The sequence below is a fragment of the Chitinophaga filiformis genome, assembly GCF_900102545.1.
GTDB lineage: Bacteria > Bacteroidota > Bacteroidia > Chitinophagales > Chitinophagaceae > Chitinophaga > Chitinophaga filiformis.
Window position 1 is genome coordinate 394,161 of sequence record NZ_FNBN01000005.1, and the last position, 18,575, is coordinate 412,735.

The following is an 18,575-nucleotide window of genomic DNA, read 5'->3' on the forward strand; positions in this document are numbered from 1 at the left end:
GAGGTCTCGGAACGTCCTATCGCTTCGATCGGCTCCGTCAGGAGCCGTTGTTTTTGTAGCCCCCGGGTTTTCAACCCGGGGAGTTGATATGGTTGGACACCAGATTGAAATATCTAATAGCCCTTACCCGATATATGTGCGATGATCTTATCCGCATGATCTCTTGAGTTCTCAATGAACCACACATGCGTATCCATACCACCGCAAACCACGCCCGCCAGATACATGTTTGGCATATTTGTCTCCATGGTATCCGGATTGTAAGTAGGATATCTCTTCGCATCACGGCTTAGGGTAACGCCCACCTTTTCCAGGAAGTTGAAATTAGGCTGATAGCCTGTCAGCGCGAGCACAAAATCATTCTGTATAGTGATCATGCCTTCCGGCGTTAATATATCCACCTGGTTCTCCCTGATGGCTTTTACATGGGAATGGAAATAAGCTTTTATACTGCCCTCTTTGATACGGTTTTCTATATCCGGTTTCACCCAGTATTTGACCCGTTTCCCGATGCCATCTTCCCTTATCACCATCGTAACATCGGCTCCTTTCCGGTAGGTTTCCAGCGCTGCATCCACGGAAGAGTTGTTGGCGCCGATCACCACTACCTTCTGTGCGGCATAGAAATGCGGGTCCTTATAGTAATGATTGACCTTAGCCAGGTGTTCACCCGGTATGTTCAGCATATTGGGAATATCATAGAAGCCTGTTGCAATGATCACATGCCGGGCTTTATAAGTTGTTTTATCGGTGGTGATGGTATAGTCATCCCCAATGCGTTTAATGTCCTCTACGGGCTCGAATAAGCGCACATTCAGGTGATTGGAGATAGTGACCCTGCGGTAATATTCCAGGGCCTCAGGACGCACCGGCTTGGCGCTGATCGAAACAAAGGGAATACCGCCAATTTCCAATCTTTCCGAAGTGGAAAAGAAGGTCATGTATAGAGGATAGTTGTAGAGGGAGTTGGTTAGACATCCTTTTTCCGCAATAACATAACTTAATCCTGCCTTTTGTGCCGCCAGTCCACATGCAATGCCAATAGGACCAGCCCCTACTATGAGTATATCGTATGTTTCCATAAGGGATAAAATTACGAATGATCACCCGTAATTGCTAGTCAGGAAGTCCAGTAAGCGGTACATCGTTATGTTACCGCCCTCTATATATCGCTGTTCGCTTTTAATCGTATCTGCATCCTGTACATAAGCAGCGGGAACCAGTTCTTCCATACCATCATCAACCATCCTGGTGAGCAGGTCTGCCGTCACCTCAAAATGATATTGCAGTCCCATCACGTTATGCCCGATCAGGAACGCCTGGTTGCGGGTAACCGGTGATGCGGCGAAACATACAGCTCCTTCCGGCAGGTCAAACGTATCGCCATGCCAGTGAAAAACTGTCTGGGCTTCAGGCAGTTCTACCGCCAGTGCAGGCGGAAGCAGGGCAGTGGAGTAAACCACCGGGAACCAGCCGATTTCTTTCTCTGTGTTGACATATACGTTAGCTCCCAGGGCAGTGGCAATGAGTTGTGCCCCCAGGCAGATACCCAGCACCTTTTTACCCGCCCGGATAGCCTCCAGGATACACTGTTTTTCCGTTTTCAGCCAGGAGTATTCCGCTTCATCATTTACGCTCATATGCCCTCCCATAATAACCAGAAAATCCACTTCCGACATATCCGGCTGCTCCGGCTGTTCATACCACCTGGTAAAAGTAACAGTATGATGATGCGTTTCTGCCCAGTCTAAAATACACCCCGGACCCTCAAAAGAGACATGCTGAAAAATGTGTATATGCATGATATATGATATTATGCTACTATAAAATCATCTGATAAAAAAATGAGTACATCTGTAGCTTTTCAAATAACCTTTGTAAAGCTTCTACCATAGCCTATTCGGTGAGATAACCCATATATAACCCATATATAAGCCATATATGACCCATATATAACCCATATTTATAAAGATATGGGTTATATATGGGTTATATGTGGGTTGACCATAGCTTATATATAGGTTATGGTAAATAAAAGACAGGTATAGCAACGATATCAGCGCCCGTTTCTGGACGCTAACAGCCTTCACAGGGCAGGAAGCCGGTGCAATATTTGGGAAGATGATAAAGGGGGCTGAGGGCTATCTTACCCGTGCCATGGCTACACGGTAGAATTCATAACCTTTCATGTCAATGGCGTCATCGCCAAAATACATGCGGCGGAACGTGGGAGTGTCCAGATTATGGAGCAGTTCCATATTGTAGGAGGCCAGGAATTCCTTTATGCTGGCAGGGTCGATGCCGAAGTTCCAGAACTCGTCATTATGGCGTAAAAGCTTTGTAACGCTGACTGCGCCGGTGAATTTCTCCGGCTTTTCAAGCATCTCTTTGTCTACATAGGTGAATACAATGATGGTACCGGGACGGAAGCGTTTGAAGTAGTCAAAGGCCCTGGGAGCGACAGGAGCAGTCAGGTTGTTGGTTACACCCTCCCAGACAAACATGGTTTTATAGTGACCCTGCTGGAAGACCTGGGTGATTACATCGTCCAGCTCCTGGGTTTCGAAATCTACCGGCACATAATTGACCATCGCTTCCCTTCCATTCCTGCGACGGTTCTTATCCAGTATCTCTCTTTTCTCCGCCTGGAAGCTGGGATGGTCTATCTCAACAAACTGTATGCGTTTCTTCAGTTTTAGTCGTAAGGCCCTTGAATCATAGCCTGCTCCGAACACAATAACCTGGTTGACGCCTTCATCGTGGATAGTGTTCTCTATCATTACGTCTACCAGCCTTGTTCTGGCAGAACAACAGGTAAGGGCCCCCTTCCAGTTCCTGTCTATAAACCAGGCAATAAAGCTGTTCAGAAAAGGGACACGTGACAGTTTTTCAACCAATCGGAGAGAGGATGGCAGGAAAAGTTTTGCAAAAGGATCATAAAATAAGCGCTTATTTTCAGGGCGGTTCGATTCAATAGCACGTAATAAGGCTAAATAGGTCGCAGCCTTGCCGGCAGGAACCAGGTTCATAACGTCTACTAGTTTTAAAATTGGATATGCAGATTACAAACATGATAGGTTTAGCAATGCATTACTAACTAAAACAGATATTGGTTTAAATTTTATTGTTGTCTAAATGTAGCGAATATTTACTTACCGGAGATGACAGCGGCAATTTTATTGTAAGCCCTGATGTATTTGTTTAAGCGGGGAATATCTTTTTCTGATATCTCGGGAATACGTCTGATATCCATATTGTCTGTCAGGTCGTTGATTTTCACCGCGCAGGCAAGACGGTTGGTGATAGTGCGGTTAAGGAAATGATCGTAGTCTTCATCTTCAGACAGTTTGGTCACACAGCGCAACGCTTCCAGCTGATAGGGTGTAAGCCCTTTCTCTATCAGCTGTTCGAAGGTCCAGGAAGTATCTTCCACTACATCATGCAGCACACCAACGACCTTCTCGTCTTCTGTTTTACCGAGTTCCATTACCCGCATCACATGTTTGAGATAAGGGGCTCCATATTTGTCCAGCTGGCCGGCATGGGCCTGCACCGCGATAGAGATTGCTGTATCAAGTGTCATGTAATAAAGCTACGGAAAAAGGAGCAAGTCGAAAACAAGATTGCCTGAAACAACCACGCCTCAGGCAGATGGGTATCATAACCAGGAGCAAGTCGAAAACAAGATTGCCTGAAACAACCACGCCTTCAGGCGGATGTGTATCGTAACCAGGAACAAGTCGAAAACAAGATCGCCTGAAACAACCACGCCTTCAGGCGGATGTGTATCGTAACCAGGAGCAAGTCGAAAACAAGATTGCCTGAAACAACCACGCCTTCAGGCGGATGTGTATCGTAACCAGGAACAAGTCGAAAACAAGATCGCCTGAAACAACCACGCCTTCAGGCGGATGTGTATCGTAACCAGGAGCAAGTCGAAAACGAGATCGCCTGAAACAACCATGCCTCAGGCGGATGTGTATCGTAACCAGGAGCAAGTCGAAAACAAGATCGCCTGAAACAACCACGCCTTCAGGCGGATGTGTATCCAGGGGGAATCCGGTAACAACAACAAAACGTCAATCAACCCCTTTAGGGGTTGTCTTGTTTGTAGCCCGGGGTGCACCCTGGGGACAAATAGCCCCGGACAATAAAAAACCCCCGTTCATTGAACGGGGGCGGAATGTATTTTTAAAGCTGGCGATTACATGAAATGATATCTCACGAAAGCTTCCATCGCCGCATATTTCTGCAAACCTAACTGATCGTACAGGTTTGCAGTGTTGGCGTTACGGTCTTCCGCTCTTTCCCAGAACTCACGAAGGTCAGTACCCTGGAAAGGTACTACGTCTTTCTGGCTCTGGTGGATGAAGATACCGAGGCGTTTCTGTAATACCTGGTCAGGGCTCATTGGTACAGCCATTTCGATTTCATGGATGTTCCATTCCTGCCATGCGCCTTTATACAGCCATACCCAGCAATCTTTCATGAAGTCTTCGTGTTTCAGTCTTTCCAGTGCTGCAAAGATGATGTCCAGACATACCTTGTGCGTACCATGTGGGTCAGCCAGGTCGCCTGCGCAATAGATCTGCTGAGGTTTTACCTCACGGAGCAGGTCTACCGTCATCTGAATATCTTCTTCACCCATTGGTTTCTTCTCTATCGTACCTGTTTCATAGAAAGGCAGGTTCTGGTAGTGAATATTGGTTTCAGGGATACCTACGTAGCGGCAGGTAGCTTTTGCTTCACCACGACGGATCAGGCCTTTGATGGCACGGATCTCAGGCGTATCTTTCTGGCTTGGCTTCTTCACGCGGAGGAATGCTTTCGCATCTTCCAGGATCTGTGAGCTCTTGCTGCGGTCGATGTCGAACATACCTTCGAAACCTACTGCGAAGTCGATGAAACGCAGTACGAATTCATCTGTAACAGCGATGTTGCCGGAAGTCTGATAAGCTACGTGTACATCGTGTCCCTGTTCGTGCAGGCGGATGAAGGTACCTCCCATAGAGATGATATCATCGTCAGGGTGAGGGGAGAAGATCAGCACGCGTTTGTGCAGTGGCTCCGAACGTTCAGGATGGTTAGGCAGCTGTGCGCCTGGTTTACCACCTGGCCATCCGGTGATGGTGTCGCGGATACCGTTGAACTCTTCGATGTTCAGTTCATAGGCAGAACCATACTGTACGATCAGGTCATTCAGACCGTTTTCGTTGTAGTCTCTGTCTGTGAGCATCAGGATCGGCTTGTTCAGTTTCAATGCCAGGTTGGTAACTGCTTTACGACGGAGTTTAGGTGTCCATTCGCAGTCGCCGGTGAGCCATGGCTCTTTGAAACGGGTCAGCTCTTCAGCTGCCTGTTCGTCGATCACGAATTTACAGTCAGGATGCTGTTGCAGTAAGGATGCAGGTACCTGATCGGTGCTGTGGCCTTCTACAGACCTGCGTACGATCTTGGCTTTGTGCGTACCCCAAGCCAGCAGTATAATGCGTTTTGCTTTGAAGATTGTGCTCAGACCCATGGTGATGGCCAGACGGGGCACCTGGCTCATATTGGCAAACTCGAATGCGTTAGCCTGTCTGGTAGCGTTGTCCAGCGTAACCAGGCGAGTGTGTGAGGTCAGGGTAGAACCGGGCTCGTTGAAACCGATATGTCCGTTTGTACCGATGCCCAGGATCTGGAGATCAATACCACCGGCTGCTTCTATGCGGCGCTCGTATTCAGCGGCATATTCTTTCACTTTTTCCTTAGGTAAAGTGCCGTCCGGAACATGACAATTCTCTGCAGGAATATCAATGTGATTAAAGAGCTGCTCTTTCATGAACCTGTTGTAGCTCTGAAGTGCATCTGCTTCAATCGGATAATATTCATCCAGGTTGAATGTGATCACATTTTTAAAGCTAAGCCCTTCTTCTTTATGCAGTCTTACCAGTTCTGCATACAGGTACTTGGGAGTTGAACCTGTTGCGAGGCCCAGCACTACAGGTTTGTTACTGCCCTGTCTTGATTTAATCAGTGCTGCTATTTCCTGCGCAACTGCCTTGGAACCGTCTTTAGCAGTAGGATGTATATCCACGGCTATTTGTTCGAAACTGTCGATCAGTTCAATTTCCTGATGATTAAGCGTCATGATCTATGTTTTGGATTAGATGCGGTTTAAAAACGAGACGGAAAATTAAAAAAAATCTCTCTATCCACATAGGAATTGAGGGTTTTGTTTAAGTTATATTCATAAGATTTCGATAAACGTACAGAATACCCTTAACATTCTACACATAAATGAGATAAAACCATCAGTGGCCCAAACGCGTTAATTATTGATATAGACATCGGAACCTTGCAAATGAAAGCGGTTAAAAGGGCATAACCGCTGGTACCTCAAATATTCCGCTATTCCGCCGGGAGCGCTACAAGCAGCCCTGTTGTCACGTACCCGTCAGTTCAATCTTTAAAATCTACATGTTTATGAAAAAGTCATCTCTGACGATGCTTTGCATCTGCTTCTTCCTTGCTGCCAATGTGAACGTACATGCAGCAAGTCCCCGACCTGTATACAGCAAATATGTTGCTGAAGAATGGACAAAAGCCAAAGACGGTGTCTGGAACGGGGTAAAAGACAAGAAAAACTACTGGTATAAGTTAGATAAAGACGCAAAGCTCTGGTCAAGCACTAATGGCAAGAAATGGACTGCTGTGGAGGATGGTATCTGGTGCGATAAAGACGAGCACTGTCTGAAAGTAAGCGAAGGTAAACTGATGTGGAGCGCTGATAAGGGCGCCAGCTGGTCAGAAGTGCCTGATTGGAAATGGGAAGGACCGAAAAACGAATGGTATAAATTCGATAAAGACTGGACTGTATGGGTAACAGGTATGGGAATGATGTAATCTGACAGTATCAATTTATTTCAAAAAATTTCGAATGCTTAATATTGAACATGTGTTTAGTATTAAGCATTTTTTATTTTAACTTTATCCGCCACCAGTAGAGAAACATTAGTATTAACAGCGCAGGGGTCAATCATCTGATATCAACCAATTTCGTAGTGCAGCCAGATCATGCCACTATACAAATGCTCGCCGGGAGGATTGCAACAGGGGACGAAAACGCTTACAGGCAGTTGTTCAGGCTTTTTTACAAGCCATTATGCCAGTTCGCCACTTCCATCGTAAGATCCAATGAACAGGCCGAGGAAATAGCTTCAGACGTATTCGTAAACATCTGGAAGAACAGGGAACGCCTTTTACAGGTCGGCAACCTGAAAATATACCTCTATGTATCTACCCGTAACACTGCTCTTAACTACCTGAACAAACAGCAGTTACAGCATTTCAGTATAGATGAACTGTCTGTCGAACTGACCATTTCCGACAATACCCCCGAACAGCTGCTGATATCAGGCGAAATGGCCCGGAAAATGGCGGAAGCCGTCAATAATCTGCCTCCCCGCTGTAAGATCATCTATAAACTGATCAGGGAAGATGGGCTGAAGTATAAGGAAGTGGCCAGCATCCTGGAAATCTCTGTCAACACCATCGATGTACAGATGGCCATTGCCTGTAAAAAGATCAGTGAATCCCTCCGTTTATACCTGCCAAAACGCTAGCATTTACTTTTTTTAAATTTTTTTTCAGAAGACTTAGTAGATGTCTTCAAATCCTTTGTCTTATTAAGTGTAAAGCCCATAAAAAAGTTTATGAGTCAAGACAGAACCTGGATATTGCTGGGAAGAAAGATATCAGGTGAGGCCACGTTAGATGAACTGAGGGAACTGGAGATGTTGTTAAAAGAGGATGCACAACTGAGTTATCAGGCATCCCTTATCAAGGAGCTGGAGCTGCATACACCTGACGACACGGGGGAAACGGAAACCGCGCTGGAAAAGCATATGCAGCGTATGCAGGAACTGTACCCGGAAGATTTCCAGGTAACTGCTACGGGCCAGACCACACTTCCGGTAATGCCGGAAAACAGGTCCTGGCTGAGAAGGAACGGTATCCGTGTGCTGGCGGTTGCAGCTTCGCTGATGATAGTGGTGATGGGGGGATGGTGGAGCCTGCGTGACCATAAAAAGACTGAGAATAAAGAACTGGTAAGTGAAATATCTACCCGCCATGGGTCCCGTACAACGGTAACATTGCCCGACGGATCCGTTGTTTTCCTTAATGTAAGCAGTAAACTGACCTATGATTACGGAAAAGAAGACAGCAGGCAGGTGGTGCTGGAAGGAGAGGCCTTTTTTGATGTATTTAAAGACGAACAACGGCCTTTTATTATCCATACGAAAAAGATGGACATTACAGTATTAGGGACAACGTTTAACGTCAGGGCTTATGAAGAGGATAAAACAGTAGAAACCTCATTAATACAGGGGAAAGTAGAAGTAACGATAAAAGGGGAGGTGCCGGAAAAGGTCATCCTGTCGCCCAACCAGAAGATAGTTTTGTTTAACGAAGAAGCACAACAACCAAAGATAGTTTCAGTACCTGTTCCTGCAAACCCGGACAGGGAAGTATACCGGCTGGAAGAAGTGACTATGAACCCGCATGACAGCCTGGTAGCAGAAACAGCATGGAAGGAGAATTGTCTTGTATTTAACAACGAGCGCTTTGCCGACATAGCGCTTAAAATGGAAAGATGGTACGATGTACAGATTATTTTTGAAGACACACAAGTAGAAGATTACCGCTTTACAGGGACTTTTATTAACGAAACAGTGGCCCAGACTTTAGAGGCTCTCAGATTTACATCTCCATTTCAATACCGCATAGACAAGAAGAAGATCATTATAAAACGATAAACAGTCCATATTGAGCTTATGAAGTGATACTATGGGACCTTTTGAACTTTAACTATTGAACTATTAAAATTAACAACTAAAAAAAGTAAGGGGAAATGTGGCAACATTCCCCCTCAACCAAGATCAGCGAGCCGCAGGTGCGTTCATTTGGCGATGAGACCTGTCTGGCATTTTATTGACCTTAAACAATCTAAAAGTATGGAAAAAACCAGACTTAATCTGTTTCTTTTACCTAAACCGAAGTCTTTCCTAAAAGCAATTCTATTGATGAAACTGGCCTTTTTGCTGACGCTCGTAACCTGTATGCAGGTGTCTGCCAGTGTATACTCACAGAAAAGGTTCACCCTTAACCTGGAAGATGTAAAACTGGCTAAATTGCTTAAAATCATTGAAAAGCAAAGTGATTATCGTTTCGTGTATAGCAACGATGTAATTGCTGCTGATACTAAGGTGACGGTGGCAGTAACAGATAAGACTGTAGAGCAGGTATTAGACAAGGCGCTCAGCAGCACCGGGCTTACGTTTCGCGTAATGTCTGACAAGCTGGTAGGCATTGCTCTCAAAAATGAAACAATAGCAGATATCAATATCAAAGGTCGTGTAACAGATGCTGCAGGCGCTCCCCTGGTAGGTGTGAGTGTACGTATTGCAAGAGGTAATAAAGGGACTGTTACCAATATAAAAGGAGAGTTCGAGATCGAAGCACCAACTACCGCTACACTCGTATTCAGTTATATCGGTCATATTGACCAGGAAGTAGCCATTAACGGCCGTACCGCGCTAAACGTGGTATTACAGACAGACACCAAGGGACTGAACGAAGTAGTGGTCATTGCTTATGGTACTGCCAACCGTAAGACTTTTACCGGCTCACTGACACAGATCGAATCAAAATCACTGCAAACGCGTCCCGTTACGAACGTGTTCAATGCGCTGGAAGGTGCTGCAGCCGGTATACAGGTAAACGCCGGTAGTGGTCAGCCAGGTGAAGGTCCTTCTATCCGCATCCGCGGCGTAGGTTCTATCAACGCATCCAGCGAACCACTGTATGTAGTGGATGGGGTACCTTTCACCGGTAATATTTCCAGTATCAATTCAGACGACATCGAGAGTATGTCGCTGTTAAAAGACGCTTCTTCTTCCGCCTTATATGGTGCCCGCGCTGCCAACGGCGTAGTGATCATCACTACGAAAAAAGGTAAACGCAATGGGAACCACATTCAGTTCAAAGCCATGCAGGGTGTTACTTCCCGTGCTATTCCCGAATATGACCGTGTAAATGCTTACGAGTATTATCCGCTGATGTGGGAATCTTACAGGAACAGTTTAATATCCTCTACCGTAACGCTGGAGCAGGCCAGCCAGACTGCTACTGCCGGTATCAAATCCCGCCTGGGTTACAATCCATTTAATGTTGCCGACAATGACATCGTACGTACTGATGGTACAATAAACCCTAATGCGAAACTGCGGTATGAAGATGATCTTGACTGGACAAAAGCTGTGCAGCGTACAGGCAGCCGTGGCGATTATGGCATCAGTTTTAATGGTGGTTCAGACAAGAGTGATTATTTCATCTCCCTGGGATATGTAAAGGAAAAAGGTTTTGTGATCAAATCAGATTTTGAAAGGGTCACAGGCCGTGTGAATGTGAATACCACTCCCCTGAAATGGTTCAAGACCGGTATTAATGTGAATGGATCTTATGTGAAATCAAACCAGGGTAATACTGTTGATAACAGCACAGCCTATATAAACCCGTTTAACTTCACAAGAGGTATGGGTCCTATTTATCCCGTTCATGTACATGATGCCACTACCGGCGCTTATGTGTTAGACCAGTATGGCAACCAGATCTATGACCGCGGTGATGGCTCACAGGGCGGACAGCTGGCAAGACCTGCAGGCGCTAATGCGGGCCGTCACGTGATCATGGAAACAGAACTGAATAACAACAGCTTCAAGCGTAATACCTTGTCTGCGCGTACATTCGGTGAAGTATCCTTCCTGCGTGATTTTAAATTCACTACCAACATCAGTGCCGATGTTACCAACGATCTGGTGGCTACTTTTGACAATACCAGCATCGGCGATGGTGCTCCTGCAGGCCGCGCGAGTCGCACGAACCGCATGAGGACAGGCTTTACCTTCAACCAGTTGCTGAATTACAGCCATGCCTTTGGTTTGCATCATGTAGAAGTACTGGCTGGTCACGAGAACTACGACATGACCTACAATTATTTCTACGGTGCAAGACAGCAGGTCATCCTCGATAATGGTAACTCTGAGTTGGGTAATTTCACTACCACCAACAGTCTGACATCCCGTACAGATAAATACCGCACTGAAGGCTTCTTCTCCCGTGCTAATTACAGCTACAATGAGAAGTACTTTGCTTCTGCTTCCTATCGCCGCGATGGTACCAGCCGTTTCTCTCCTGACCTGCGCTGGGGTAACTTCTGGTCTGTAGGAGGTGCATGGAGGATCAATGGTGAAGATTTCATGAAAGATATCAGCTGGATAGACCTGCTGAAAGTACGTTCTTCCTATGGTTCTGTGGGTAACGATGCATTGCTGGATGCAAATGGTAATGATATTTATTATGCATGGCAGGCATTGTATGAACCTTATGCAAATGCTGATGAACCGGGTATGTTACAGAGTTCACTCACCAGTAACCTGGTATGGGAGCAGAACAAGACTTTTGATATCGGTGTTGACTTCAGCTTTTTGCATGAACGTGTAAGTGGTAGCATTGAATACTTCCACCGTCAGTCAGACAATCTCCTTTTCCGCGTACCATTGCCACTTTCAAGCGGTCTGAAAGAACAGAACGCGAACGTGGGTTCTATGTGGAATAAGGGTTTCGAATTGCAGGTGGGTGTTGATGTGATCCGTAACAAAGAATTCAAGTGGAATGTGAACCTGAATGCTACGACCTATAAAAATCAGGTGACCAAACTGCCGAAAGATGAGATCATCAACGGTACCAAGAAGCTGATGGTAGGTCACTCACAATATGACTATTGGGTAAGGGAATTTATGGGTGCAGATGAAACGGATGGTTCTCCGCTGTACAGGGCACTGAACACTGCTCCAACTGCTAACAATACTACCCGTATCACCAAGAGCGGCGATACCGTAACTACATTATTATCCAATGCCCGTTACCATTACGCAGGCAAAGCGATACCTGATGTATATGGTGGTATCACGAATACATTCAACTATAAGAACTTCGAATTGTCTATCCTGGTAAGTTACCAGATAGGTGGTAAAGTATATGATCAGACATACCAGAACCTGATGCTGGGTGGCGTATATGGAACAGCGTTACACAAAGATGCGTTGCAGCGCTGGCAGAAGGCCGGAGATGTAACGTATGTTCCTAAAATGAACTTTGCTAATCCAACCAACCTTGCTTCCGGTACATCTGATCGCTGGCTGACGAATGCCTCTTTCCTGAACCTGAGAAGAGTGAGCCTGGGATATAGTCTGCCTAAAGCATATACTTCTTTATTACACCTGTCCAGCGCCAACATTTTTGCGAGTGGAGAGAACCTGTTCCTGAAAACAGCGCGTAAAGGAATGAACGTAACACAAGCTTTCACTGGTGTTACTTCAAACGTATATGTGCCGGCCCGCGTAGTAACCCTCGGTATTAATGTTACACTCTAAAAATGGAAAAAAGATGACGAAGAAATTATTATATACACTCATAGCAATACCTGTTTTAGTTTTCAGTGCCTGCACCAAGGACTATTTAGATACTAATCCGACTGATGCCTATCCTTCAGAGTCCGTATTTACGACGGTAGATAACGCATGGTCTGCCATCAACGGTATTCACCGCTCGCTGTACATCCAGTACGATGCCCAGGACCAGGGAGGTCAGGGTAGTATCATGATCAACAATGATATGCTGGGGGATGATCTGGTAATGACGGCAGCTGGTAATGGCTGGTTCAACTCAAACTATCAGTGGATAACACACCGTAACGCTTCGGCTACATTCCTGAAATTCACGTACCTGTTTTACTATAAGATCATTGCCAACGCAAATATGATCATTGACAACATAGACAAGGCAGTGGGAGATGATGGTGACAGGAAAGTGATCAAAGGACAGGCGCTGGCTTATCGTGCCTGGGCTTACTGGAACCTGGTGCAGATGTATGGTAAACGTTATGATGCCACAACTGACAACTCACAGAACGGGGTGCCTCTGGTGCTGACCAGTACAACTGCAGGTCTGCCAAGATCGACTGTGGCGCAGGTATATACACAGATTGTAAAAGATATAGACGATGCTATTGTGAACCTGGAAGGATTTACATCCAAACCTAAATCGCATATCAGCATTAATGTAGCAAAAGGCATTAAAGCACGTATTGCATTGACGATGCAGAACTGGGCAGATGCAGCGAAATATGCAGCAGAAGCAAGAGCAGGTGTGGAGCTGATGAGCAATGGGGATTATGTGACTGGTTTCAATGATTTCAGCAATAATGAGTGGATGTGGGGCAGTCACCAGATCTCTGAGCAGACCACTTATTTTTACTCTTTCTTCGCCTTCATGTCTGCAAACTACAACTCTACCAACATCAGGACTAATCCTAAGGCGATCAATTCTTCGCTGTATGGTAAAATCACTGATACAGATGTACGTAAAAAAGTATGGAGTGTTGATGGTAAAAGTGTTCCTGTACCTCCAAACGGTTCGAGATATCCTTACATTCAGCAGAAATTCCTTGTAGCTACGGCTGCCAGTATAGGCGACGTTCCTTTGATGCGTGCTGCTGAGATGTACCTGATAGAAGCAGAAGCAAATGCGCATCTGCACCAGGATGCGGCTGCTGCAGATGCACTGTATACGCTGGCGGTGAACCGCGATCCTAATTACGTAAAGACGACTGCTACCGGTGATGCGCTGCTGCAGGAAATCCTGACACAGCGTCGTATAGAACTGTGGGGAGAAGGCTTCCGTTTTTATGATCTGAAACGCCTGCACATTCCTTTGAACAGAACAGGTGCTAATCATACTACTGCGCTGACAGCCGGCGTAATGGAAGTACCTGTTGATGATATCCGTTGGGAGTTCCTGTTTCCGCAGGATGAGATCAATGCAAACAAGGCAATCCAGCAAAACCCTATATAATATTCAGCAGATCTAAACCGAAAAAGGGCGCCTCGCTTTAGCGGACGCCCTTTTGTTTTATGAGTAAGTTGTTTGCTGGTTTAGATACCTGCCGCTTCTCTGGCCTGTGCGAGGATCTTCTTTACCTCGCTTACCTGTGTTTTGGAGATACCATATTCAGGTACACCTGGAATGCCTCCCATGCTGACATTAGGATTACGATACTGCATACCGCTTTCCTCGTAAGCTTTGGCAGTGGTATGAAACTCGGCAGCGCCGGTTTCTTTTACCAGTTCTGCAATGTTATGTGCACGCACACCGGAACCGACCATTATGGCGATACGTCCTGCCGCTTTTTCCACCAGTGTTTTCAGCAAAGGAATGCCTTCGGTGGCAGTATTTCGCTGGCCGGAAGTCAGGATACGTTCACAGCCGGTTTCAATGATATCTTCCAGTGCCTGCAGCGGATCTTCTGTCATATCAAACGCGCGGTGGAAGGTAACACCCATCGGCCAGGCCAGTTTCACCAGCTCTTTAGTACGGGGTACATCTACTTTGCCATCTGCAGTTAACAGGCCGATCACCACGCCATCACATCCCAGTGACTTGCACAGTTTGATATCTTTCTGCATAACAGCAAACTCCAGGTCATCATATAGGAAATCACCACCACGGGGGCGGATGATAGGGTAGAGGTCGATCTTTACCTTTTCGCGTGCTACTGCAATGGTAGCATAGCTGGGAGTGGTACCGCCTTCCAGCAGGTTATCGCATAGTTCTATTCGCTGTGCGCCTCCTTCTTCTGCAGCGATGCAGGATGCTACGGAAGCCGCACAGATTTCAAGTGTGATCTTATTGTCCATTCTCTATAATCAGAAATAATGCTTGCCGTCTATCAGGATGTTATTGTCCTTTTCAGACTTCACTGCATAGTTAAATCCTTTCTGCAGGCAGTATGCACCATGCTCACCTTTTTTATTGATGGCGAGGAAACCTACCTGTAAGCCCTGAGCCCTTGTTTTATTCTTCTTTACGATACGTGTTACGGCTTCCTTACAGGCTGCTTCAGGGGAATAGCCCTGGCGCATCAGTTCTACTACCAGGAAGCTACCCACCACACGGATCACTTCTTCGCCTACGCCGGTAGAAGTGGCTGCGCCTACTTCATTGTCAACATAGAGGCCTGCGCCGATGATAGGGGAGTCGCCCACGCGGCCATGCAGTTTAAATGCCATGCCACTGGTAGTGCAGGCGCCGGAGAGGTTACCGTTGGCATCCATAGCGATCATACCGATGGTATCGTGGTTATACACGTTTCCAGGCAGTTTAAGCGGGTTAAAAGCCGATTCCTTCTCTGGACCATAGGAAGTGTTCTCTATGTTCATAATAGGCTTGTATTCGGACTTTTTCAGCCATTCACGCCATGCCTTCTCAGATTCCGGCGTGAGCAGGTTTTCTTTTTTAAAACCGTTGGCTAATGCGAACTGCAGGGCGCCATCGCCTACGAGCATCACGTGTGGTGTTTTTTCCATCACAGCGCGTGCTACGGAAATAGCGTGAACAACGTGTTCCAGGGCCGCTACCGAGCCACAGTTGCCCAGTTCATCCATAATACAGGCATCCAGGGTTACACGGCCATCACGGTCGGGAAATCCGCTGTATCCTACGGTATGGTTGTTAGGGTCTGCTTCCGGTACTTTTACACCAGCTTCTACGGCGTCGAGGGCACGGCCACCGTTCTTTAGTACATCCCAGGCTGCTTCATTGGCCGCACGGCCAAAGTCCCAGGTGGAGACTACAATTGGTTTTGCCTTTGTTCCTTTCACAAAAGGCGCTGCATGTGCGGGTTTAGATGTAATGCCATCTAAAGATAAAGCAGCGGCACCTAATGCCGCTGCTTTAAGAAAATGTCTGCGATCTTGCATAATGCTTTATTTATGAAACCGGTTTTCCGGCCGAAAGTTTAATCTTTCATTTCCCAGGCCAGCGCGCTGGCGCCTAATATCGCCGCATCACTTTCTTTCAGCTCAGAGAATACCAGCTTAACCTTGTTCTGGAAGATAGGCAGCAGGTTTTTCTCCATATGCTCGCGTACAGGTTTCATGATCATGTCGCCTGCTTTTGTCAGACCACCAAAGAGGATGATCGCTTCAGGGCTGGAGAACATCACGAAGTTGGCTAATGCCTCACCCAGTATCTTACCGGTGAATTCGTACACTTCCACAGCCAGCGGGTCGCCCTTCATGGCAGCTTCATATATAACCTTGGAATTGATCTCATCTTTTGGATGATCGCGCAGGATGCTTTTGGTATCCGGGCGGTTAGCCAGGAATTCCAGTGCTGTATTGGTTACGCCGGTAGCGGAAGCATATGCTTCCAGGGAACCGTGTGCACCGGTACCAGGGTGAAATCTGCCGCCTGGTATTACGATGCAGTGTCCCAGTTCACCGGCAAAGCCGTCGTGACCGTATATCAGCTGACCATTGGCAACGATACCGCTACCTACACCTGTACCCAGGGTAATAACGATAAAGTCTCTCATACTTCTTGCCGCGCCATACTGGAATTCACCCAGTGCAGCAGCGTTAGCGTCATTGGTGAGTACAGCCGGAACACCGAACTTCTCAGCCAGCAGTTTTGCTAACGGAATGACACCTTTCCAGCGAAGGTTAGGAGCATATTCAATGTTTCCAGTATAAAAGTTACCGTTTGGTGCACCAACACCGATACCTCTGATATTCTCAATACCACCTACCTGTGCTATCAGTACGGACAGGTTTTCATGCAGTTCATCCAGGAAGCCGTGAACGTCTTCGTGTTGATTTGTAAGCATACGACCATCACACAGAATATTACCTCTGCGATCTACTATGCCAAACTTTGTATTGGTTCCGCCAATATCAATGCCCACCGCTAATTGCTGACTCATAATCTATTCCCTGTGATTTTAATATGTTTTTAACTCTGAATGCGAAGAAAGCCAGGTATGCAAAGCATATCACCGGTATAATGTAAGAATAATGAATACCTATGGAAGGAATGTCTGCCAGACCACCCTGTACCGGAGGGATCAGTGATCCACCCAGGATCATCAGGATCAGGAAGGATGAGCCCTGGCTGGTATATTTACCCAGGCCTGCGATAGACAGTGCGAAGATGCAGGACCACATTACGGAACAGAACAAACCACCGCTGATGAAGGCGAAGATAGCTGTTGATCCGGTCGTGCATAAGCCGATCACCATCGCGAGGATACCGAACAGTGCGAATATCATCAGCGTTTTAGCTGGTTTTTCCTGTCCCACGAAGAAACCGATAATCTGTACTACCAGTACGCCGGCGTAAGGATATAACACGCTCACGTCAGTACCTTTCAGATGGTTAGCACCAAGTACTACACCATAAGCGATGAAAGGAACGAATATGGAAAGTATTTTACGGGAACGGTCAGAAAGATTGAATACAGTGATAGCGCCTGTCCAGCGACCCACCATCATGCTGCCCCAGAAGAGGGATACATAAGGATCGATCTGTGATTCATTCAGGCCTTCCAATGTGAAGAAACCAGGATGTTTCAGCAGGGCGCCCATGTTGCTGGCGATGGTTACTTCCACACCTACATACACGAAGATGGCGATCATACCGAGGATCAGCTGCGGGTATTTCATAGCACCCCAGCCATTACCGTCTTTCTGAGCTGACATCCTTGCATTGAACAGGATACCGAAGATACCGATGATACCTACCAGGAAGAACGGCAGTCCCACCTCAGCGGTTGCTGAGAAGCCCAGGTTAGTTTTAATGGCATTCAGTATAATACCAACAAGGATCAGTATGAACATAGCAGTAATACCGCTTAATGAACGGCTAGCCTTGGCTGATTGTTCAAATGGTTCATCAGAAGTTTCTTTAGGCATCTTGGAGAACCAGAAGATAGCTGCGGCAACGAGGAACAATACGATCAGCAGGATGTAGAGCGCATTGATCTTGCTGATATCTGTATCAGCAGAAGCAGAAGCGTCTTTGGCAGAACCAAAAAGCAGGATACTTACAACGAGTGGTCCGATGGTAGTACCAAAGGAGTTTACACCTCCCGCCAGGTTCAGGCGGTGGGTACCTTTAGCCGGATCACCCAGTAAGATGGCAAAGGGATTGGCAGCAGTCTGCTGCAAAGAAAAGCCCAACGCAACGATAAAGAACGCACCGAGAATAAGATAGAAGGCCATAGTGGCATCCGCCATTTTATTACCAATGTTCACTGCAGCGATCAACGCTACTGCGCCCACTACGGAAATAAGGAGGCCATAAATAATCCCTTTCTGGTAGCCGATCTTGTTTAAGATATCTACGCCCCGCAATGCTGAAAAGAGGTACAGCAATAACGAGCCGATAAAGTAAGCGCCGTAGAACGAGAAATCGATCAATTGTGATTCGAGTTGTCCCAGATGGAAGTGGGCCTTACAGAAGGGAATAAAGATGCTGTTTGATGCAGCAACAAATCCCCAGAAAAAAAATACAAGTATCAGTACAAAGAAAGATGGATGTGTACTTTGCTTTGTTTGTTGAGCCATAAACGTGTTAAATTACTGTAATTTTTGCGCGATAAATGTATAAATTATTTTTCGAGAATTCCTAAATTT

14 protein-coding genes are annotated in these 18,575 nt (G+C 46.4%); 5 read left to right on the top strand and 9 right to left on the bottom strand.

Annotated features, from left to right (window positions below):
* Positions 1–113 precede the first annotated feature (113 nt).
* From BLR32_RS21765 to nagB, 5 genes are all read right to left on the bottom strand, one after another.
* Positions 114–1,082, bottom strand: coding sequence for a YpdA family putative bacillithiol disulfide reductase (locus tag BLR32_RS21765; protein WP_089834959.1), 969 nt, complete (start codon positions 1,080–1,082; stop codon positions 114–116).
* Positions 1,083–1,103: 21 nt separating this feature from the next.
* The gene (locus BLR32_RS21770; protein WP_089834960.1) at positions 1,104–1,802 is read right to left on the bottom strand and encodes a type 1 glutamine amidotransferase; all 699 of its coding nucleotides are present in this window, start codon (positions 1,800–1,802) and stop codon (positions 1,104–1,106) included.
* A gap of 339 nt (positions 1,803–2,141) precedes the next feature.
* Positions 2,142–3,029 (bottom strand): class I SAM-dependent methyltransferase, encoded by an 888-nt coding sequence (locus BLR32_RS21775; RefSeq protein WP_089834961.1) that lies wholly within the window; start codon positions 3,027–3,029, stop codon positions 2,142–2,144.
* A gap of 119 nt (positions 3,030–3,148) precedes the next feature.
* Positions 3,149–3,583 carry a phosphohydrolase gene (locus tag BLR32_RS21780; RefSeq protein ID WP_089834962.1) on the bottom strand — a complete coding sequence of 145 codons (435 nt, stop codon included), beginning with the start codon at positions 3,581–3,583 and terminating at the stop codon, positions 3,149–3,151.
* Between the two features lie 621 nt (positions 3,584–4,204).
* The gene (gene nagB / locus BLR32_RS21785; RefSeq protein WP_089834963.1) at positions 4,205–6,130 is read right to left on the bottom strand and encodes a glucosamine-6-phosphate deaminase; all 1,926 of its coding nucleotides are present in this window, start codon (positions 6,128–6,130) and stop codon (positions 4,205–4,207) included.
* Positions 6,131–6,465: 335 nt separating this feature from the next.
* Here nagB and BLR32_RS21790 point away from each other — a divergent pair, with 335 nt between their 5' ends.
* The 5 genes from BLR32_RS21790 to BLR32_RS21810 all read left to right on the top strand — a co-directional run bounded on the left by BLR32_RS21790 (position 6,466) and on the right by BLR32_RS21810 (position 13,956).
* Positions 6,466–6,885, top strand: a complete 420-nt coding sequence (locus BLR32_RS21790; protein ID WP_089835086.1) for a hypothetical protein — start codon at positions 6,466–6,468, stop codon at positions 6,883–6,885.
* Between the two features lie 158 nt (positions 6,886–7,043).
* Positions 7,044–7,604 carry an RNA polymerase sigma-70 factor gene (locus BLR32_RS21795; protein WP_245705494.1) on the top strand — a complete coding sequence of 187 codons (561 nt, stop codon included), beginning with the start codon at positions 7,044–7,046 and terminating at the stop codon, positions 7,602–7,604.
* Between the two features lie 90 nt (positions 7,605–7,694).
* A complete protein-coding gene (locus BLR32_RS21800) occupies positions 7,695–8,798 on the top strand; it encodes a FecR family protein (RefSeq protein WP_089834965.1) in 1,104 nt (367 codons plus the stop codon).
* A 198-nt stretch (positions 8,799–8,996) separates the two neighbouring features.
* Positions 8,997–12,476, top strand: coding sequence for a TonB-dependent receptor (locus BLR32_RS21805; protein ID WP_089834966.1), 3,480 nt, complete (start codon positions 8,997–8,999; stop codon positions 12,474–12,476).
* Positions 12,477–12,489: 13 nt separating this feature from the next.
* Positions 12,490–13,956: a RagB/SusD family nutrient uptake outer membrane protein gene (locus tag BLR32_RS21810; RefSeq protein WP_089834967.1), complete on the top strand. Its 1,467-nt coding sequence runs from the start codon at positions 12,490–12,492 to the stop codon at positions 13,954–13,956.
* Positions 13,957–14,036: 80 nt separating this feature from the next.
* Here the strand turns inward: BLR32_RS21810 and BLR32_RS21815 are convergent, their stop codons facing one another.
* The 4 genes from BLR32_RS21815 to BLR32_RS21830 are packed head-to-tail and all read right to left on the bottom strand — an operon-like array spanning position 14,037 to position 18,506.
* Entirely contained in the window at positions 14,037–14,798 is a 762-nt protein-coding gene (locus BLR32_RS21815) for a copper homeostasis protein CutC (RefSeq protein WP_089834968.1), read from the bottom strand.
* Positions 14,799–14,807: 9 nt separating this feature from the next.
* Complete coding sequence (locus BLR32_RS21820) at positions 14,808–15,860, bottom strand: glycosylasparaginase (protein ID WP_089834969.1); 1,053 nt, start codon at positions 15,858–15,860, stop codon at positions 14,808–14,810.
* Between the two features lie 38 nt (positions 15,861–15,898).
* On the bottom strand, positions 15,899–16,864 hold the full coding sequence (locus BLR32_RS21825) for an ROK family protein (RefSeq protein WP_089834970.1): 966 nt from the start codon (positions 16,862–16,864) through the stop codon (positions 15,899–15,901).
* On the bottom strand, positions 16,836–18,506 hold the full coding sequence (locus BLR32_RS21830; RefSeq protein ID WP_089834971.1) for an MFS transporter: 1,671 nt from the start codon (positions 18,504–18,506) through the stop codon (positions 16,836–16,838). Before BLR32_RS21830 ends, BLR32_RS21825 begins: the two co-directional genes overlap by 29 nt.
* Positions 18,507–18,575: the final 69 nt, after the last annotated feature.

Bases quoted from the DNA above. Each gene is read 5' to 3' on its own strand.
- nagB (WP_089834963.1), bottom strand. From the start codon at position 6,130: ATGACGCTTAATCATCAGGAAATTGAACTGATCGACAGTTTCGAACAA.
- BLR32_RS21805 (WP_089834966.1), top strand. From the start codon at position 8,997: ATGGAAAAAACCAGACTTAATCTGTTTCTTTTACCTAAACCGAAGTCT.
- BLR32_RS21825 (WP_089834970.1), bottom strand. From the start codon at position 16,864: ATGAGTCAGCAATTAGCGGTGGGCATTGATATTGGCGGAACCAATACA.
- BLR32_RS21820 (WP_089834969.1), bottom strand. From the start codon at position 15,860: ATGCAAGATCGCAGACATTTTCTTAAAGCAGCGGCATTAGGTGCCGCT.
- BLR32_RS21775 (WP_089834961.1), bottom strand. From the start codon at position 3,029: ATGAACCTGGTTCCTGCCGGCAAGGCTGCGACCTATTTAGCCTTATTA.
- BLR32_RS21770 (WP_089834960.1), bottom strand. From the start codon at position 1,802: ATGCATATACACATTTTTCAGCATGTCTCTTTTGAGGGTCCGGGGTGT.
- BLR32_RS21790 (WP_089835086.1), top strand. From the start codon at position 6,466: ATGAAAAAGTCATCTCTGACGATGCTTTGCATCTGCTTCTTCCTTGCT.
- BLR32_RS21810 (WP_089834967.1), top strand. From the start codon at position 12,490: ATGACGAAGAAATTATTATATACACTCATAGCAATACCTGTTTTAGTT.
- BLR32_RS21780 (WP_089834962.1), bottom strand. From the start codon at position 3,583: ATGACACTTGATACAGCAATCTCTATCGCGGTGCAGGCCCATGCCGGC.
- BLR32_RS21765 (WP_089834959.1), bottom strand. From the start codon at position 1,082: ATGGAAACATACGATATACTCATAGTAGGGGCTGGTCCTATTGGCATT.
- BLR32_RS21815 (WP_089834968.1), bottom strand. From the start codon at position 14,798: ATGGACAATAAGATCACACTTGAAATCTGTGCGGCTTCCGTAGCATCC.
- BLR32_RS21800 (WP_089834965.1), top strand. From the start codon at position 7,695: ATGAGTCAAGACAGAACCTGGATATTGCTGGGAAGAAAGATATCAGGT.
- BLR32_RS21830 (WP_089834971.1), bottom strand. From the start codon at position 18,506: ATGGCTCAACAAACAAAGCAAAGTACACATCCATCTTTCTTTGTACTG.